Source organism: Hydrogenophaga sp. IBVHS1, assembly GCF_002127265.1.
In the GTDB taxonomy this organism is placed as follows: Bacteria; Pseudomonadota; Gammaproteobacteria; order Burkholderiales; family Burkholderiaceae_C; genus Hydrogenophaga.
In genome coordinates this window covers 2091122-2107729 of the sequence record NZ_NFUU01000001.1, presented here as the reverse complement: position 1 = coordinate 2107729, position 16608 = coordinate 2091122, and the positions used below count along the sequence as shown (strand labels likewise).

Here is a 16608-nt window from a genome sequence, read left to right as displayed (position 1 = left end):
GGTGTTTCACCTTCTTGGCAGACCCAGCGACTCCATGACTTTGGCCACACGGCGTCGCAGCGGACTCTCACCGCCCGATGACAGATACTTTTCCAGCGTCAGATCGGGTTGCAGCGCCAGCAGCACCTCGAAGGTCTTGCGGGCTTCTTCCTTCGATCCCAACTCGTGTTGCGCGGTCATGAGTGAACGGATCGTGGGCAGGTGGTACCGGTTTTTCTTGAGCGACGAATTGCATTGCTCGATCACCTGCTCCCAGCGGCCGAGCGCCGCGTAGCTGGCCGCCAGCATCATCTCGAAGTAGTACTTCTGCGGATCCAGCGGTGAGAGGCGCAAGGCGTTCTCGGCTTCGGTTACGGAATCCTCGGCCTTGCCCCACATCTGGGACCACACGCTGTTGTAGAGCCAGGCCATGGCATCGTTGGGGTTGCTCTGCGAAGCCTCCAGCAGCAGGCGGCGCGAGGCATCCACGTCTTCACCGAGGTGGCACAGCGCGTGCCCTTTGATCGCCATCGCCAGCGAGCTGGACGGCTCGAGATCCAGAGCCCGGTCGGCCGTGTCGATGGCCCGTTTGAAATCTCGCGTAGGCTCCCCGGAGAGCCCTTGCACCACCTGCATGATGTGCCACTTGGCCAGCCATGCCCAGGGCGTGGCCACGCGCTTGTGGCGCTGCACCACGGCTTCGAGCAATTGCTGGCTGCGCTGCAGATCGCGCGGCGTGGAACGGTGCATGAGCGTGATGCCGCCCAGCATCAGGGCGTTGCTGTCCAGTTGCGGCACCGGCAACACCAGCGTGCGCTGCACCAGCTCGTTGAGCAACGCCTTGGCGCAGGCGCCACAGAGCGCGTCGAGCAGATCGCTGTGCGTTTCCAGAAGATCGTGTGTGTCGCCGGTGAGTCGTTCGGCCCAGATCACCTCGCCGCGCCGGTTGTCGGAGAGCTCGGCCATGATCACGACCTTGTCGCCGTAGGTGACGTAGCTGCCACCGAGAACGAATGAAGCATCGAGCCGCTGACCAATCTCGTCGGCGGTTCGCTGACGACCGCGAAATGCGGTGGTGGACATGCGCGAGATCACGCGCAGGTTCTGGCTGCGCGAGAGTTGGGCGATCACGCCGTCGGCGATCAGTTCGCCGATCACGTACTGCTCGGCCGCGTGGCTTCGTGTTTCAAAGGGCACCACGGCAATCGAAGGCCGGAAGTCGGCTGCAACACCCTCGGGCACACGCGGTCGCACGGCGGCCGAATCGCTGGACACCGGGTAGAGCATCCAGGTGCGCACCGGCTCCGGCCAGTGCTTGAGGTAGCTCTCGCCCCGGTCTTCCACCTCGGCGTCCACGCCGATCACGATGCTGTCGAACACGCTCGCGGTGACCAGGGTCTCCCCCGGCGAAGCAAGGTCGGCCACGCGCGCGGCCAGGTTCACGCCCTGGCCATACACATCGTTCTCATCCACATACAGGTGGGTTGCGTTGATGCCCGCGCGCAGGTGCAGCTGCTGGGCCGACGGCAGTGTCTGGTTGAGTGGCGCAAAGTAACGGTGCAGCGCCAGCGCCGCCTTGACCGCATCAATGGGCTGATCGAACTCGGCCAGCAAACCGTCGCCCAGGCTCTTCACCAGCCGCCCGTGGCAAGCCGGCAGCACCTGGGTGGTGGCGTGGTGCATGAAGCCGCGCCACTGGTTGATGACAGCAGCCTCGTTGGCGGCCATGAGGCGCACCGATTCCACCAGATCAAGCACCAGCACCACCTTGTGCCGCTGCTGTGGCAGAGGCGGCATCGCAGACAGATCGCCCTGCGGGGCGGGGGCTGTCGTCGGGTGGGATTGGGTGCTCGGTGTCATGCCTGTGGGGGTATTTGCATCTGGTTGCAGTTTCTCACATGTACGTGCCCGGGCCGGCTTCTTGCCCCGCAAAAACAGCAAAGCCGGCTGGTGCCGGCTTTGCTGGGAACCTGCGCACCCGCATGGGGCGCGCGGGAGAGGATCACTTCAGGTGGTCGTTGACCAGCTTGGTCATCTCGAACATCGAGGCCTGGGCCTTCTTGAAGATTTCCTTCAGCTTCGCGTCGGCATTGATCATGCGACGGTTCACCGAGTCTTGCAGCTTGTTCTTCTTGATGTAGTCCCAGATCTTCTTGGTGACTTCGGTGCGCGGCAGAGGGCTGGCGCCCACGATCGCAGCCAGAGCGGCGCTCGGGGTGAGCGCTTTCATGAACGCGGCGTTGGGAGTGCGCTTCTTGGCAGGAGCCTTCTTGGCCGGCGCCTTCTTGGCGGGAGCGGCCTTCTTGGCTGGGGCTGCCTTCTTTGCCGGTGCAGCCTTCTTCGCGGGAGCTGCCTTCTTTGCCGGTGCAGCCTTCTTCGCGGGAGCGGCCTTCTTGGCCGGAGCCGCCTTTTTAGCGGGAGCTTTTTTCGCAGTTGCCATGGTTGAATTTCCTTCTAGAAGTTGACTTGTTTTCCCAGCGGAAAACGCGCTTTCTCGCTGGTGTCTCGGATGCTAATGGAGTTGCACGCTCAATCCAAGGTGGAGAGCGCAGTTTTTTCAAGCTTTGAGAGCGGGAAGTGGCGGTTTTTGGCCGGGAAAACAACACTTGTGGGCGCTGCGCCGGCCGAGTGCCTTCTCGGTGGTGCTTTTCTCCTGTGGCGCACGCGTGGTTTCTGCTTCAATTCCTCACCGGCTTTTCTCTGCTTTCTTTCGTGAGTTGCACCATGACTTCCCTCCATTTCATCCCCACCTGCGACCTGTGCGATGCACACAAGAACGACACCAGTGGCGCCTTTCGTGTGCTCCCGCCGGTGTGGAAGAGTTTCGGCGCCGTGACGCGCTTTGCCGGCGCGGTGGTTACCGTCAAATGTTTTGAAGACAACTCGTTCGTGAAGTCGGCGGTGGAGAGCGCAGGTGAGGGCCGGGTGCTGGTGGTCGATGGCGGCGCTTCGATGCGCCGCGCGCTGCTCGGCGGCAACCTGGGTGCAGCCGCCGCGCGCAACGGCTGGGCCGGCGTGGTGATCGACGGCTGCGTGCGCGACGTCGCCGAGCTGGCTCAATGCAACACCGGCATCTATGCGCTGGCCAGCATGCCGCTGCCCACCGAGCGCCGCAACGAAGGCCAGCGCGATGTGGCCGTGCGCATCCAGGGTGTGTGGGTGCGGCCCGGCGACTGGCTCTACGCCGACGAAGACGGGATCGTCGTCGCGGACAGAAAGCTCTAGGCTGTGATGCCTTTGTAGAGCATGTAGGCGGCCAGAAGGTACAACAGCCCTGCAAACACCCGCTTCAACGACTTTACTGGCAACGCATGTGCCGCCTTCACGCCCAGCGGGGCCATCAGCACGCTCACACTTGCAATCACCACCAGCGCGGGGATGTAGATGTAGCCCACCGATCCTGCTGGCAGATCCTTCAGGCCCTGGCCGGCGATGACGTACCCGATGGCGTTGGCCAGTGCGATCGGAAAGCCCAACGCGGCGCTGGTGGCCACCGCGTTGTGGATGCTCACGTTGCACCAGGTCATGAAGGGCACGCTGACAAAACCGCCGCCCGCGCCCACCAGTCCGGAGAGGAATCCGATCACGCCACCGGCACCCACAAGGCCGGGCGTGCCCGGCAGCGTGCGCGTGGGCTTGGGTTTCTTGTCCAGCAGCATCTGCGTGGCCGAGAAGCCCACGAACGCTGCAAAGAACAACGCCAGCCACGAGCCCTTGAGCAAGGCGAACACGCCCAGGCTGGCGATGATGGAGCCCAGCACGATGCCAGGCGCCAGGCCCTTGACGATGTCCCAACGCACGGCCCCGCGCTTGTGGTGCGCACGCACGCTCGAGATGGACGTGAAGATGATGGTGGCCATGGAGGTGGCGATGGCCATCTTGACGGCGAGGTCTGCTTCCACACCTCTTCCTGCAAGGATGAAGGTGATGAAAGGAACCATCAGCATGCCCCCGCCAATGCCGAGCAGGCCAGCGAGGAAACCAGTGGCCACGCCGAGTGCGGCCAGCTCAACAATCAGCAGGGGTTCGAAAGGCATGAAGGGTGTCTGCAAGTGCCGCCGGACCGGCATCCTGAACCGGGGTTCAGGTGGGCGAGGGCAGCGTGGCTTCGGGTTCGTCTGACGCGAGACGCTCGCACCAGCCACGCAATGTACCAAGCCCGGGCTCTATGAGCATTGGTTCAAGGAAATATAAAGCCCGGCGCGCACTGCAGACGCTTTGGATTGTAGGCGCGGTAGGGACGGGATGTGGACCATCGGTCGAGAAATGACTGTGAATGACGAGCGGCACGTCAAAGCAGTCGGCCGTCCTTGTCGAGGGTCTGGTCCAGGCGGCGCATGAGTTCGTCCACGCGGGCCTGCGTTTGCGGGTCCAGTGGCTCGCTCTCGAACGCGCCACCCGCTTCCGCGAACGCGCTGTTTTCGGCCTGTCCGAAAGAAGACGCCTGAAAGGCCACGGCTTCTTTCTGCGACAACTCGAACGCCAGGTTGAGCGAAGCCAGCACCGCGATGCGGTCACGCGCCTTGACCTTGCCCGCATCGCGGATGCGGCACATGGCGGTGTCGACGCGCTCGACCGCGTCGAGCAACGAGGCCTCGCCGCCGGGGGGCAGGAGAGCAGGTAGCTCTGGCCCATGATCTGCACTTCGATCTGCTTGCTGCCAGGTTTGCTCATTGAAATACCTCCGTGCTTCGCACTGCGGTGCGAGCTGGCTTGGGTCGGCCCATCGCTGCGCTCATGATTTTTCCTTTCGGCTGTCTTTGATGGCATCGGCCACACCGGGTGGCAGGCGGTCGAGCAGCGCGTCGATGCGAGCGCGCGCGGCCATCAGCCGGGATTTGAGCGAATCGCGCTCGGCCTGCAAGGCATGCACCTGCTCGACCAGCAACGAGTTGGTGCGCTGCAGTTCTTCGTGTCGCAGCAGCAGCCGCTCCACGCGCTCGGTGATCTGGTCAAGATGCTTGGGATCGGCCATGGTTGGGGATTCGCAGTTTTCGCATTGTAGGGTTGGCCCGAGCTGCTGCGGCTTAGAATGCGCGCTGTTGGTGCTCGCGGTGTGGTTCGCATGCCGCAGTTCAACGGGAAGCAGGAGGGGAAGTCCCACGGGACAGACCTAACCTGCGCTGCCCCCGCAACGGTAAGCAGACGAGAAGCCAGGCACACCCTGCCGCGGCCACTCCGCTTTCATCACGCAGCCACTGGACGACATCGCCTGTCGTCTGGGAAGGCGATGAAGGTTGTTCTGCCAGCCCGGATACCGGCCAACGAGGTGGTGGTGCGTCCGGCAACGGCCGCGCCGCCGTGACGCCCAAGCACCGTCGGGGAAGACGGTGAGGGCACTCAAGCTTGTGTTCTCTTTCATGAAAAACCGCAATCTGCGCGCGCCCCTGGCCGTGCTGTCTCTGGCCATGCTGGCCGCTTCCCCTTCCCACGCCCAGACCGAAACCGTCGCCTTGCTCAAGGAAACGGTCGTCACCGCGACACGGGTCGAAACCCGCACCGACGCCGTACTCAGTGACGTCGTGGTGATCGAGTCCGAGGTGATCGAGCAATCTGCGGGCCGGTCGCTGTCCGAACTGCTTGCCCGCAACGCAGGCCTGCAAATGAGCGCCAATGGCGGGCTTGGCAAGCAATCGGGGTTGTTCATCCGTGGCACCGAAACCCGCCACATGCTGCTGCTGATCGATGGCGTGCGCTATGGCTCCAGCACCGCCGGTTCAGCGGTGCTGGACAACATTCCGCTCAGCGCCATCCAGCGCATCGAGGTGCTGAAGGGGCCCGCCTCCGCGCTGTACGGCAGCGATGCCGTGGGGGGCGTGGTGCAGATTTTCACCAAGCGCGGTGAGAAGGGATTTCATCCGCAGGCCGGCGTGACGCTGGGCAGCTTCGGCCACCGCGCGGCCACCGCCGGCCTGAGCGGTGGCAACGACGCCATCACCTACAACCTGAGCGTGGGCACCCTGAGCGAAGACGGGTTCTCGTCCACCAACCCCAAGGTGGCCTTCGGCAACCACAACCCGGACAAGGACGGCTTCGAGCAGGACAGCCTTGCCGCATCGCTGCGCTGGGCCATCGCACCGGGCTGGGCCACCGATGTGCAGTTCACGCAGGCCGACAGCGTGAGCCGGTTCGATCAGGGCCCGGGCACCTTTGACGTGCGCTCGGTGGCCACCACCCGCGTGGCGGCCTGGGGCCTGGAGCGCAAGTGGTCGGCGGGATCGCGAACCCGCCTGAGCCTCTCGCGCAGCGACGACAAGTCCGACAGCTACAGCGCACCGGGTGCACCCGCGGTGTTCGACACTGCGCAGACGCAGTGGACGCTGCAACACGACTGGAACACCTCGCTGGGCAGTCTGCTCGTGGGCGCTGAATCCATCAAGGAAGCGGTGTCGGGTACGCAAGCCTATGCGGTGAACTCGCGCACCACCGATGCCGCCTTCGTGGGCCTGACCGGTCAGGCGGGCCGTCACCTCTGGCAGGCCAACCTGCGTCGTGACGACAACTCGCAATTCGGTGGCGCCACCACCGGCTTCGCCAGCTACGGCTTTCAGCTCACGCCCAACTGGCGTTCGCACGTTGCCTACGGCACTTCATTCAAGATGCCGTCGTTCAACACGCTCTACTACGTGTCGCCTTTCTTCAACGGCAACCCCACCACGCAACCCGAGCGCGGCAAGAACAGCGAGGCGGGGTTGACCTACTCCCAGGGCCTGCACGAAGTGAAGCTCACCCGCTTCGACAACCGGGTGCGCGGTTTCATCACCACCCAGCCGGTGGTGGTCAATGTGCCGCGCGCGCGCATGGAAGGCTGGTCGCTGGCGTACACCGGTGCGGCGGGCGACTGGAGCTGGTTCACCAGCCTGGAGTTGCTCGATGCCCGCAACCAGGCCAACCGCCTGAAGCTGCAGCGCCGCGCCGACGAGGTGCTCATTGCCAGCCTGGACCACCGCATGGGTGCCTGGAACTGGGGTGCCTCGATGCAACTGGTGTCCGACCGATTTGACAACGCGGCCAACACGCAGCGCCTGCCCGGCTTCGGCACGGTGGATCTGCATGCGCGCTACGCCTTGAACAAGGACTGGTCGCTGGCGCTGCGCCTGAACAACGTGGGCGACAAGTTCTACGAAACGGCGTATGGGTACAACCAGCCTGGCCGCGCGGCCTACGTGACGCTCAACTGGGCGCCGAAGAAGTGACGCAGCTCTGCCCGGCCGTTCTTGTGGCAGCTCCGGCTTCGGGCCAGGGCAAGACCACAGTGGCCGCGGCACTGGCGCGCCTGCACACGCGCGCTGGGCGGCGCGTGCGGGCGTTCAAGTGCGGTCCCGATTTTCTGGACCCGCACTGGCTCGCGCTGGCTACCGGCCATCCGGTGCACAACGTCGACTTGTGGATGACGGGCGAAGACGACGCCCGGGCGCGGCTGCATGCTGCTGCGCTCGAATCGGATTTGATCGTGGTCGAAGGGGTCATGGGCCTCTTCGACGGCGAGCCCAGCGCGGCGGATCTCGCACTGCGCTTCGGCCTGCCGGTGCTGGCGGTGATCGACGCCTCGGCGATGGCCGGCACGTTCGGTGCCATGGCGTTCGGCCTTCGCCATTTCCGGCCCGGCCTGCCATGGGCCGGCGTGCTGGCCAACCGCGTGGCCAGTGAACGCCATGCGCAGATGCTGGAGGAGGCGCTGGGTAGCGGCGGCTCCGGCGGCGCTGATGGTTTTCTTGGTGCCGTGATGCGCGACGCCGCGTTCACCTTGCCAGAGCGGCATCTCGGCCTGACGGTGGCTGCCGAATTGCCGGATGCGCTGGCGCGCCTGGATGCCGCCGCCGACGCACTGGCCCGCACGCCACTGGGCCGCATGGACGCTGCCGCGCTTGTGCGCTGGGCGGTGCCGTTTGAAGCTCCCACGACCCCTGCGGCGGTGCCTCCCTTGCTCAAGGGCAAGACCATCGCCGTCGCTTGCGACGCGGCGTTCTGTTTTATCTACCCAGCCAATCTAGACGCCCTGCGCTCGCTGGGCGCCGAGCTGGTGTTCTTCTCCCCGCTGGCCGACCAGCCGCTGCCCGCGTGCAATGCCGTGTGGCTGCCCGGTGGGTATCCCGAGCTGCATGCCGCCACGCTGGCCGCGGGCCGGGCCTGTCGCGACAGCCTGGCCGCGCACGTCCAGGCGGGGCGGCCGGTGTGGGCAGAATGCGGCGGCATGATGCCGCTCTTTGATCAACTCACCACACTGGATGGTGATGAACACGCCATGTGGGGCCTGCTCCCCGGGCGCGTGGCCATGCAGCAGCGTCTGGCTGCCCTGGGCCCGCAACAACTCGTGCTGCCGGAAGGCAGCTTGCGCGGCCATACCTTCCATTACTCGCGCTGTGAATCGACACTGGAGCCGGTGCGCTTCACCGAATCGGCGCGCGGAAACGGCGAGGCGGTGTACCAGGCCGGTTCGCTGCAAGCCAGTTACTTCCACGCCTGGTTCGCATCCAGCCCCGAAGCAACGGCCTCGTTGTTCCTGGCGGAAGGGGACGCATGAACACGGCAGCCCTGGGCCCGCAGCGCATCGTCTGCCTCACCGAAGAAACCACCGAGTGGCTCTACCTGCTGGGGCAGGAACACCGCATCGTGGGCATCTCGGGCTACACGGTGCGGCCGCGCCGCGCGAGAGAAGAAAAACCCAAGGTCAGTGCGTTTCTCAGCGCGAAGATCGACAAGATCCTGGCGCTGAAACCGGACTGCGTGTTTGGTTTTTCCGACCTGCAGGCCGACATTGCGGCTTTGTTGATTCGCGCGGGCGTGCAGGTCACGGTGTTCAACCAGCGCAGCGTGGACGAAATTCTTTCCATGCTCTACCAGGTGGCGGCCATGGTGGGCTGCGCCGAACAGGGGCTGGCCTGGATCGACACCACCCGAGCGCGGCTTGACGGCATCCGGAACGCAGTGGCCGCGCTGGAGGCCAGCGGCAAACGCCGGCCACGCGTGTTCTTTGAGGAATGGGACGAACCGCACATCAGCGGCATCCGCTGGGTGTCCGAACTGATGGGCATCGCCGGTGGTGACGACGTGTTTCCCGAGCTTGCGGTGATGCCGCTGGGCAAGGACCGCATCATCGGCGACGGCATGCAGATCGTGCAGCGCAATCCGGACATCGTCATAGGCTCCTGGTGTGGCAAGAAATTCCGGCCCGAGAAAGTGGCCGCCCGCGCCGGCTGGCAAGACGTGAACGCGGTGAAGAACGGGCAGTTGTTCGAGATCAAGTCGGCCGACATCCTTCAGCCCGGTCCCGCCGCGCTCACCGACGGCGTGGACCAGATACACCGCATCGTCACCGACTGGATGCACCGCCATGGCTGAGATCGCTCGCAGCGAATTCATCCTGGGCGGGCAACGCAGTGGCAAATCGCGCCGGGCGGAATCCCTGGCCCGTCAATGGCTCGATGGCGCAACGGCACGCCACGCGGTGCTGATCGCCACCGGCCAGGCTTGGGACGAGGAGATGCGCGAGCGCATTGCCCGCCATCAACGTGACCGCGCCGAGCGTGTGCCCGGCATGGCGACCGTAGAGGAGCCCATCGCGCTGGCCGAGGCGTTGAGCGCGCACAGCACGCCGCACACACTGGTGGTGGTGGACTGCCTCACGCTGTGGCTGACCAACCTGTTGATGCCCGCCGTGGGGACGCCTGTCGATGTCGAAGCGCCCCAGGTCGCGTTCTGCCGTGCGATCGCGGCGGCGCCGGGACCGGTGGTGCTGGTGGGCAACGAGATTGGCCTCGGCGTGATCCCCATGGGCCGCGAGGTGCGCGCTTTCGTGGATGCGCTCGGCGGCTTGAACCAGGCGGTGGCTGCGGCTTGCGAGCGGGTCACCCTGATGGCGGCAGGACTGCCAATGACCCTGAAAGAGGCGAGATGAGATCCGTGTTGACGCTTCGTGGCTGGTGGGCGCTGTGCACCAGCTTTCTCTTTGTGGGTGCGGTGCAGGCCGCCAGCGTGCAGGTGACCGACGACCGGGGCGTGACCCTGCAGCTCGCGCAGTCGCCGCAGCGCATCGTGTCGCTGCTGCCGTCGCTGACCGAAACCGTCTGCGAGCTCGGGCGTTGCGAGCGTCTGGTGGGGGTGGACCGGTACTCCAACTTTCCCGCGCAGGTGCGCAGCCTGCCCCAGGCCGGCGGCGGCATCGATCCGAACATCGAGGCCATCGTGGCGCTCAAGCCAGATGTGGTCTTGATGGCCACGTCATCGCGCGGAGTGCAGCGGCTGGAATCGCTGGGTCTGAAGGTGCTGGCGCTGGAGCCTCGCACGTCGAAAGATGCGCAGCGCGTCATGGGCTTGCTGGGCCAGTTGCTCGAAGTGCCGGACGCGTTGCGCATCTGGCGCGCCATCGATGCCGGTGTGTCGGCCGCCGCGCAGTCGCTGCCGCCTCAGGCGCGATCGCTGCGCGTGTACTACGAGGTCAGCACCGGCGGGTACGCGGCTGGCGCGCGGTCCTTCATCGGCGAACTGATGACGCGTCTGGGTGTGCAGAACATTGTCGATCCGAAGCTCGGGCCCTTTCCCCGAATCAACCCGGAGTACGTGGTGCGCGCCGACCCCGACCTCATCATGATCGGCTCGCGCAACGTGCAGGGTCTGGAGCAGCGCCCCGGCTGGGCGGGACTGCGCGCCATTCGTGGAGAGCACGTGTGCGTGTTCACGCCCGAAGAATCCGACGTGCTGGTGCGCCCCGGCCCGCGCATGGCGGAGGCGGCGCGCGTGATGGCGCGCTGCATCTCACAGAAGGGAATGCCATGACGGGTGCGCAGCGCAGCCTGTGGCTCGGGGTCGGCCTGCTGCTGGTGGCGCTGGCCGTGTTGCTGCTGGGCGCGGGTGTGGGCAGCACGGGATTCGACAGCGTGCTGAATGCCCGCCACGACCCGGTGGCCTGGCAGATTCTTTGGGACATTCGCCTGCCGCGCACGCTGGGTGCCTGGATGGCGGGTGGCCTGCTGGGGCTGGCGGGCGCCGTGGCGCAAGGCCTGTTTCGCAATCCGCTGGCCGATCCTTTTTTGCTGGGCAGCGCTTCGGGCGCGGCTTTGGGTGTCGCGTTGGCGCTGGCGCTGTTCGGCACGTCCCCCTTTGCCACCCAGTGGCTGGTGCGCCTGGGTCTCACGGGCGCGGCCTTTGCCGGCGCTGTGCTGGGCGTGGTGCTCACACTGGCACTGGCCAAGGGCGTGCAGCACACCTTGCGTCTCTTGCTGGCCGGCGTGATCGTGGGTGTGGTGCTGGGCGCTGCACGCGATCTGGTGACCATCGCCGCGCCCGACATCCTGCAGGCCATGCAAGGCTTCACCTTGGGCAGCACCGGGTTTGTCGGCTGGCCGGCTTGCGGTGTGATGGCGGGCATGTTGTTCGCCTCGGTGCTGATCGCTTCGTCGCTCGGACGCGTACTCGATGGGCTGGCCCTGGGCGAAGCCACCGCCATCAGCCTTGGCTTGCCGCTGGCGGCGGTGCGCATGGCGCTGGTGGCGGTGCTGGCCATGGCCACCGGGGCCGCCGTGGCTCAAACCGGTCTCATCGCGTTCGTGGGGCTGGCGGCACCGCACCTGGTGCGCTCCATCGTCAAGACCACGCACGGGCGGCTGGTGGTGCTCAGCGCCATGATGGGTGGGCTGCTGCTCATGGCGGCGGACGTGCTCGCGCGCTGGGTGATCGCACCGCAGGAACTGCCGGTGGGCGTGCTCACCGCGGTGCTCGGCGGCAGCTACCTGTTGTGGTTGATGCATCGACGTCGGCAGCCGGGGAGCGTGCTGTGAGCCACGCCATTCAGGCCCGGGCCATCGGCGTATCGCTGGGCGGCACCCAGGTGCTGCACGGCATCGACGTGGCACTGCCCGCCGCGCGATGGACCAGCGTGGTCGGCCCCAACGGTGCGGGCAAGTCCACCTTGCTCAAGGCGCTGGCCGGCTTGCTCCCCCACAGCGGAGAGGTGCAGTTGTTCGGCCGACCACTGGCGCAGTGGCGGGGCCGGGAACGAGCGCGTCGCCTCGCCTGGCTGGGGCAGGGCGAGCAGGGTGCAGACGACCTCAGCGTTTGGGATGTGGCCATGCTCGGCCGCCTTCCTCACCAGCCCTGGCTGGCGCCACCTTCCGAGGCCGATCGCTCGGCGGTCGAACAGGCTCTGCGCGCTACCCAGGCCTGGGACTGGCGCCACCGCCCGCTGGGCGCGCTCTCGGGCGGAGAACGCCAGCGCGTGCTGCTGGCGCGCTTGCTCGCGGTGAACGCTGATGTGCTGCTGATGGACGAGCCCCTGGCCAATCTGGACCCACCGCACCAGGCCGACTGGCTGCTGCTCGTTCGCGATCTGGTCGCGAGTGGCAAGACCGTAGTGAGTGTCTTGCACGAAATCGGCATGGCGCTGCACGCCGACCACATGGTGGTGGTCGCCGATGGCCGTGTGCGGCACCAGGGCGCCTGCGACGACCCCGTCACCCACCACGCCCTCGAACACGTGTTTGATCACCGCGTCGCGATCCATCCGCTGGGCGACCAGTGGGTCGCACTGCCTCGATAGCTCACCAGGACAACCCCATGCAGATTGAAACGCCTCCGACCGAAAAGCGCTACGAGAAACCCGAGGGCGAACGCCGGGGTCTGTTGATCGTGCACACAGGCGACGGCAAGGGCAAAAGCACGGCGGCATTCGGCCTGGCACTGCGCGCCTTTGGCCGCACGCACGTGCACGGCAAACTGGTGAAGATCTTCCAGTTCATGAAAGTGCCCAGCGCCCGCTTTGGCGAGCACCGCGTGTTTGAAATGCTCGCCGAAATCGGGCCACCGCCGGGCCGCCCCCAAGGTGGCCCAGCCCCCTCGGGGGGCAGCGACCCGCGCAGCGGTGGAGCGTGGGGGCCATTGATCGAGGGTCTTGGCGACGGGTTCAGCTGGAAGAGCCAGGACCTTGAACATTCCGCGCAACTCGCGCGCGACGGTTGGCAGAAGGCGCGCGCGGCCATTCTCGGTGGTGAATATTTCATGGTGACGCTCGACGAACTCACCTATCCGCTGATCTACGGCTGGCTGCCGCTGGACGATGTGCTGCAGACGCTGCGGGATCGTCCCCGGCATGTGCATGTGGTGGTCACCGGCCGGCGCTGCCCGGCCGAAATCATTGAGCTGGCCGACACGGTGACCGAGATGACGCTGGTCAAGCACGCGTTCAAGGCCGGCATTCCCGCGCAACGCGGCATCGAAGACTAGGATCGGCCATCTCCATGTGGCCCGATTCGCACGCTCCCCACCTCACATGGCCTCTGGCCGTGCTGGTGGCGCTGGCCGTAGACCGCCTGTTTGGCGAGCCCCCGGCGCGCTGGCATCCGGTGGTGGGCATGGGACGCTACCTGGCGTTCATGGGCCGGCGTATTGCGCCCACTGGCAACTCGCAACAATTTCGATCATTTGTGCTGGGCGCGGTGGCGTGGTGCCTGGGCGCGGCACTGGTGGTGGGCGTGTCGCTGGGCCTGTGGTGGTGGACCGCGCAGTGGGCGTGGTGGTTGCAGGCGCTGGCGCTGGGCCTGCTGCTCAAGCCTTTGCTCGCCTGGCGCATGCTTCACTCCGAAGTGCAGGCGGTGGAAGGCGCGCTGGCGGATTCGCTGGCGGCAGGCCGCGAACGCCTGTCGTGGCTGGTGAGCCGCGATGTCAGCGCGCTCGACGCTTCGCAGGTGCGCGAGAGCGCCATCGAATCGCTGGCCGAAAACCTCAACGACTCGGTGGTCGCACCGCTGTTCTGGTTTGCCATTGCCGGGCTTCCCGGTGCTGCGCTCTACCGATTCGCCAACACCGCCGACGCCATGTGGGGCTACCGGGGCGAACGCGATGGCCGCGTCTGGACATGGGCCGGCAAGTGGGCGGCGCGGGCCGACGATGTGCTTTCCTGGCTGCCCGCGCGCCTCACCGGCGCACTGCTCAGTGTGATGGGATCGCTGCGTGGCTGGTGCGCATGGCCTGCGCAGGCGCGGCTCACGCCATCGCCCAACAGCGGCTGGCCCATGGCCGCGATGGCGCTCGCACTCGGCGTGCGGCTGGCCAAACCCGGCGTGTATGTGCTGCACGGAGAAGGCCGGCTGGCGCAACCGGCGGACACGGCACGGGCCCTGCAACTGGCAGAGCGTGTGGTGGTGGTGCTGGCCGCTTCGGCGTTGATGGCGGCGGTGTGGATGTGGATGTGGATGTGGAGTGTGGCGCCATGACGCGGGAACACGGAGGCGCCGACGCTCTGGGCGTACCGCAGTGGGATTTTTCCACCAATGCCAACGCCTGTGGACCGTGCCCGTCTGCGCTGCTGGCGGTTCAACAGGCCGATGCCCGCCACTATCCCGATCCCGCTTACAAGGTGCTGCGGGAATCGCTGGCCGCGTTCCATGCGGTGCACCCTGCGCGCATCGTGCTCGCTGCCAGCGCGAGCGAATTCGTGGCACGCATCACGGCGTGGGTGGCACGCGAAGGTGGTCAGCGCGTCTGGTTGCCCGAGCTGGCGTATGGCGACTACGCCTCGGCTGCCGCATGCTGGGGACTTGAGCGAGCAAACGACCCGGCGCAAGCCCAACTGGCCTGGCTGTGCGAGCCCAGCAGCCCACTCGGTGGAGCAGAGCCTTTCGCGCCACAGGTGATTTCTTCAGGCGCGGTGACGGTGCTGGACCTCGCCTACGAGCCCCTTCGGTTGCAGGGCAGCAGCAGCCTGCCGCGCCATGCCTTTGATCGTGTGTGGCAGGTCTGGACGCCCAACAAGGCGCTGGGCCTCACCGGGGTGCGCGGTGCCTATGCCGTTTCGCCGGTGCACGCTCGGGCAGAGGTCTCGGCGCTCGATCGTCTGGCACCGTCGTGGCCTTTGGGTGTGCACGCGGTGGCGCTGTTGCAGGCCTGGGTGTCGCCAGCGGCGCAGGACTGGCTGGCGCAGAGCCGCGAGCGGTTGAGCGTGTGGAAAGCCCGCCAGCTGGAGACGCTGTCTTCGCTCGGATGGCGCTGCCTGCCGAGCGAAGCCAACTACTTCTGCGGCCAGGCGCCGCATCCGATCGACGTGGCTGCGCTGCGCGCCCATGGCATCAAACTGCGCGACGCACGGTCTTTCGGGTTGCCGGGCCACTGGCGATTGAGCGTGCAGTCGCCCGAGGCGCAGGATGCGCTGCGCCTCGCCTTGTTGATGCAGCGGGAGACTGCAGCATGAAGGCCCGCTGCGTCATGGTGCTGGGCACCACCAGCGGTGCCGGCAAGAGCTGGCTCACCACGGCGCTGTGTCGCCACTACGCGCGGCAAGGTTTCAAAGTGGCGCCGTACAAAGCGCAGAACATGAGCAACAACGCCCGCGTGGTGCAGGGCGGTGAAATCGGTTCTGCCCAGTACTTCCAGGCGTTGGCCGCGCGTGCCGAACCCGACGTGCGCATGAACCCGCTGCTGCTCAAGCCGGAGGCCGACACGCGCAGCCAGGTGGTGCTGATGGGGCAGGTGAGCGACGATCTTTCCGCCATGCCGTGGCGCGGGCGCAGCCTGCACGTGTGGCCGCAACTGGCCGCTGCGCTGGATGCCTTGCGGGCAGAAAACGAAGTGGTGGTCATCGAGGGCGCCGGTTCTCCCGCCGAGATCAACCTGCACGACAGTGATGTGGTGAACATGCGCGTGGCCCTGCACGCTGGCGCGCGTTGCCTGCTGGTGACCGACATCGACCGGGGCGGCGCCTTCGCCCATCTCTACGGCACCTGGGCGCTGCTGCCGCCCCATGAGCGCTCGCTGATCCACGGCTTCGTGCTCAACCGCTTCCGGGGCGACGCCAGTCTGCTGGCACCCGCGCCGCAGCAACTGGAGGACCTCACAGGTGTGCCCACTGTGGCCACGTTGCCCATGTGGTGGCAGCATGGCCTGCCGGAAGAAGACGGTGTGTTCGATGACCGGACGCGTGCGAGCGGCGCGGTGACGAAGACCGTCGCGGTGCTGGCGTACCCCCGAATCAGCAACCTCGACGAATTTCAGCCGCTCAAGAACGTGCCGGGCGTGCGCCTCGTCTGGGCGCGCACGCCGGCCGACTGCGCTGCGGCCGACTGGATCGTGCTGCCCGGCAGCAAGTCCACGGCGGCCGACCTTGCCTGGCTGCGCACACAGGGCCTGGACCGTGCCGTGGCAGCGCATGCCGCGAAGGGCGGGGCGGTGCTGGGTGTGTGCGGTGGCTTGCAGATGCTGGGCGAGGCGCTGATCGACCCCCATGGCATCGACGGAAATGCCCCAGGCCTCGGCCTGCTGCCGCTGGTGACGCAGTTCGAGCGCGACAAGACGGTGCGGCATGCACAGACAACATTTGGTTCGCTCACGGGCGCATGGTCCTCGCTCACGGGTGTGTCCGCCTCAGGTTACGAAATTCACCATGGCCAGACGGCCCAGCACCCGGCCATGGCCGCCGCAGGCGATCTGGCGCGCGAGGTGCTGCCGGGTGGCCTGGGCTGGCAGAACGCGGCGGGCAACGTGCTCGGTGTGTACCTCCACGGTCTGCTGGAAGATCCGCGCGTGCTGCATGCGCTTTTCGGCGCCAGTGCGCCCACGCTGGAAACCGTGTTCGACGGTCTGGCCGATTTCGTCCAGACCCATTTCGAGCCCGGTGTGCTCGATCAACTCATCGCTCCCTGA

At 66.4% G+C, this 16608-nt stretch carries 16 protein-coding genes, 1 other RNA gene, 1 pseudogene and 1 riboswitch; of the genes and pseudogenes, 12 read left to right on the top strand and 6 right to left on the bottom strand.

What is annotated here, in order from left to right; all coding sequences use genetic code 11:
- Positions 1 to 6: 6 nt before the first annotated feature.
- Both CAP37_RS10075 and CAP37_RS10070 read right to left on the bottom strand, forming a co-directional pair.
- Positions 7 to 1839 carry an adenylate/guanylate cyclase domain-containing protein gene (locus CAP37_RS10075; protein ID WP_143435924.1) on the bottom strand — a complete coding sequence of 611 codons (1833 nt, stop codon included), beginning with the start codon at positions 1837 to 1839 and terminating at the stop codon, positions 7 to 9.
- A gap of 142 nt (positions 1840 to 1981) precedes the next feature.
- Entirely contained in the window at positions 1982 to 2419 is a 438-nt protein-coding gene (locus CAP37_RS10070; protein WP_086124033.1) for an SWIB/MDM2 domain-containing protein, read from the bottom strand.
- Positions 2420 to 2703: 284 nt separating this feature from the next.
- On the opposite strand from CAP37_RS10070, the gene rraA reads away from it, so the two are divergent.
- On the top strand, positions 2704 to 3204 hold the full coding sequence (gene rraA / locus CAP37_RS10065) for a ribonuclease E activity regulator RraA (protein ID WP_086124924.1): 501 nt from the start codon (positions 2704 to 2706) through the stop codon (positions 3202 to 3204).
- On the opposite strand, the gene CAP37_RS10060 is transcribed toward rraA, so the two are convergent.
- The 4 genes and pseudogenes from CAP37_RS10060 to CAP37_RS10045 all read right to left on the bottom strand — a co-directional run bounded on the left by CAP37_RS10060 (position 3201) and on the right by CAP37_RS10045 (position 4954).
- Positions 3201 to 4016 (bottom strand): sulfite exporter TauE/SafE family protein, encoded by an 816-nt coding sequence (locus CAP37_RS10060; protein WP_086124032.1) that lies wholly within the window; start codon positions 4014 to 4016, stop codon positions 3201 to 3203. The genes rraA and CAP37_RS10060 overlap by 4 nt on opposite strands.
- A gap of 2 nt (positions 4017 to 4018) precedes the next feature.
- A non-coding RNA gene (gene ssrS, locus CAP37_RS10055) (6S RNA) lies at positions 4019 to 4198 on the bottom strand.
- 72 nt (positions 4199 to 4270) lie between these two features.
- Positions 4271 to 4653, bottom strand: a pseudogene (locus tag CAP37_RS10050) (cell division protein ZapA).
- Between the two features lie 61 nt (positions 4654 to 4714).
- Positions 4715 to 4954, bottom strand: a complete 240-nt coding sequence (locus tag CAP37_RS10045; protein ID WP_086124031.1) for a DUF904 domain-containing protein — start codon at positions 4952 to 4954, stop codon at positions 4715 to 4717.
- Between the two features lie 51 nt (positions 4955 to 5005).
- Positions 5006 to 5260, top strand: a riboswitch (cobalamin riboswitch).
- 79 nt (positions 5261 to 5339) lie between these two features.
- Here CAP37_RS10045 and CAP37_RS10040 point away from each other — a divergent pair.
- Genes CAP37_RS10040 through CAP37_RS09990 form a run of 11 tightly spaced genes read left to right on the top strand, consistent with a single transcriptional unit; the run spans position 5340 to position 16608 of the window.
- On the top strand, positions 5340 to 7175 hold the full coding sequence (locus CAP37_RS10040; RefSeq protein ID WP_086124923.1) for a TonB-dependent receptor domain-containing protein: 1836 nt from the start codon (positions 5340 to 5342) through the stop codon (positions 7173 to 7175).
- Positions 7172 to 8503, top strand: a complete 1332-nt coding sequence (locus CAP37_RS10035) for a cobyrinate a,c-diamide synthase (protein ID WP_256926926.1) — start codon at positions 7172 to 7174, stop codon at positions 8501 to 8503. Before CAP37_RS10040 ends, CAP37_RS10035 begins: the two co-directional genes overlap by 4 nt.
- On the top strand, positions 8500 to 9321 hold the full coding sequence (locus tag CAP37_RS10030; RefSeq protein WP_086124029.1) for a cobalamin-binding protein: 822 nt from the start codon (positions 8500 to 8502) through the stop codon (positions 9319 to 9321). Before CAP37_RS10035 ends, CAP37_RS10030 begins: the two co-directional genes overlap by 4 nt.
- A complete protein-coding gene (locus CAP37_RS10025) occupies positions 9314 to 9877 on the top strand; it encodes a bifunctional adenosylcobinamide kinase/adenosylcobinamide-phosphate guanylyltransferase (protein WP_086124028.1) in 564 nt (187 codons plus the stop codon). The genes CAP37_RS10030 and CAP37_RS10025 overlap by 8 nt, the downstream gene beginning before the upstream one ends.
- Complete coding sequence (locus CAP37_RS10020; RefSeq protein WP_086124027.1) at positions 9874 to 10755, top strand: ABC transporter substrate-binding protein; 882 nt, start codon at positions 9874 to 9876, stop codon at positions 10753 to 10755. The genes CAP37_RS10025 and CAP37_RS10020 overlap by 4 nt, the downstream gene beginning before the upstream one ends.
- Positions 10752 to 11756: an iron ABC transporter permease gene (locus CAP37_RS10015; RefSeq protein WP_086124026.1), complete on the top strand. Its 1005-nt coding sequence runs from the start codon at positions 10752 to 10754 to the stop codon at positions 11754 to 11756. Before CAP37_RS10020 ends, CAP37_RS10015 begins: the two co-directional genes overlap by 4 nt.
- Complete coding sequence (locus CAP37_RS10010) at positions 11753 to 12514, top strand: ABC transporter ATP-binding protein (protein WP_086124025.1); 762 nt, start codon at positions 11753 to 11755, stop codon at positions 12512 to 12514. Before CAP37_RS10015 ends, CAP37_RS10010 begins: the two co-directional genes overlap by 4 nt.
- 17 nt (positions 12515 to 12531) lie before the next feature.
- Positions 12532 to 13197, top strand: a complete 666-nt coding sequence (gene cobO, locus CAP37_RS10005) for a cob(I)yrinic acid a,c-diamide adenosyltransferase (RefSeq protein WP_086124024.1) — start codon at positions 12532 to 12534, stop codon at positions 13195 to 13197.
- A 14-nt stretch (positions 13198 to 13211) separates the two neighbouring features.
- Complete coding sequence (gene cbiB, locus CAP37_RS10000) at positions 13212 to 14186, top strand: adenosylcobinamide-phosphate synthase CbiB (RefSeq protein WP_086124023.1); 975 nt, start codon at positions 13212 to 13214, stop codon at positions 14184 to 14186.
- Positions 14183 to 15160: an aminotransferase class I/II-fold pyridoxal phosphate-dependent enzyme gene (locus tag CAP37_RS09995; protein ID WP_086124022.1), complete on the top strand. Its 978-nt coding sequence runs from the start codon at positions 14183 to 14185 to the stop codon at positions 15158 to 15160. The genes cbiB and CAP37_RS09995 overlap by 4 nt, the downstream gene beginning before the upstream one ends.
- Positions 15157 to 16608: a cobyric acid synthase gene (locus CAP37_RS09990; protein WP_086124021.1), complete on the top strand. Its 1452-nt coding sequence runs from the start codon at positions 15157 to 15159 to the stop codon at positions 16606 to 16608. The genes CAP37_RS09995 and CAP37_RS09990 overlap by 4 nt, the downstream gene beginning before the upstream one ends.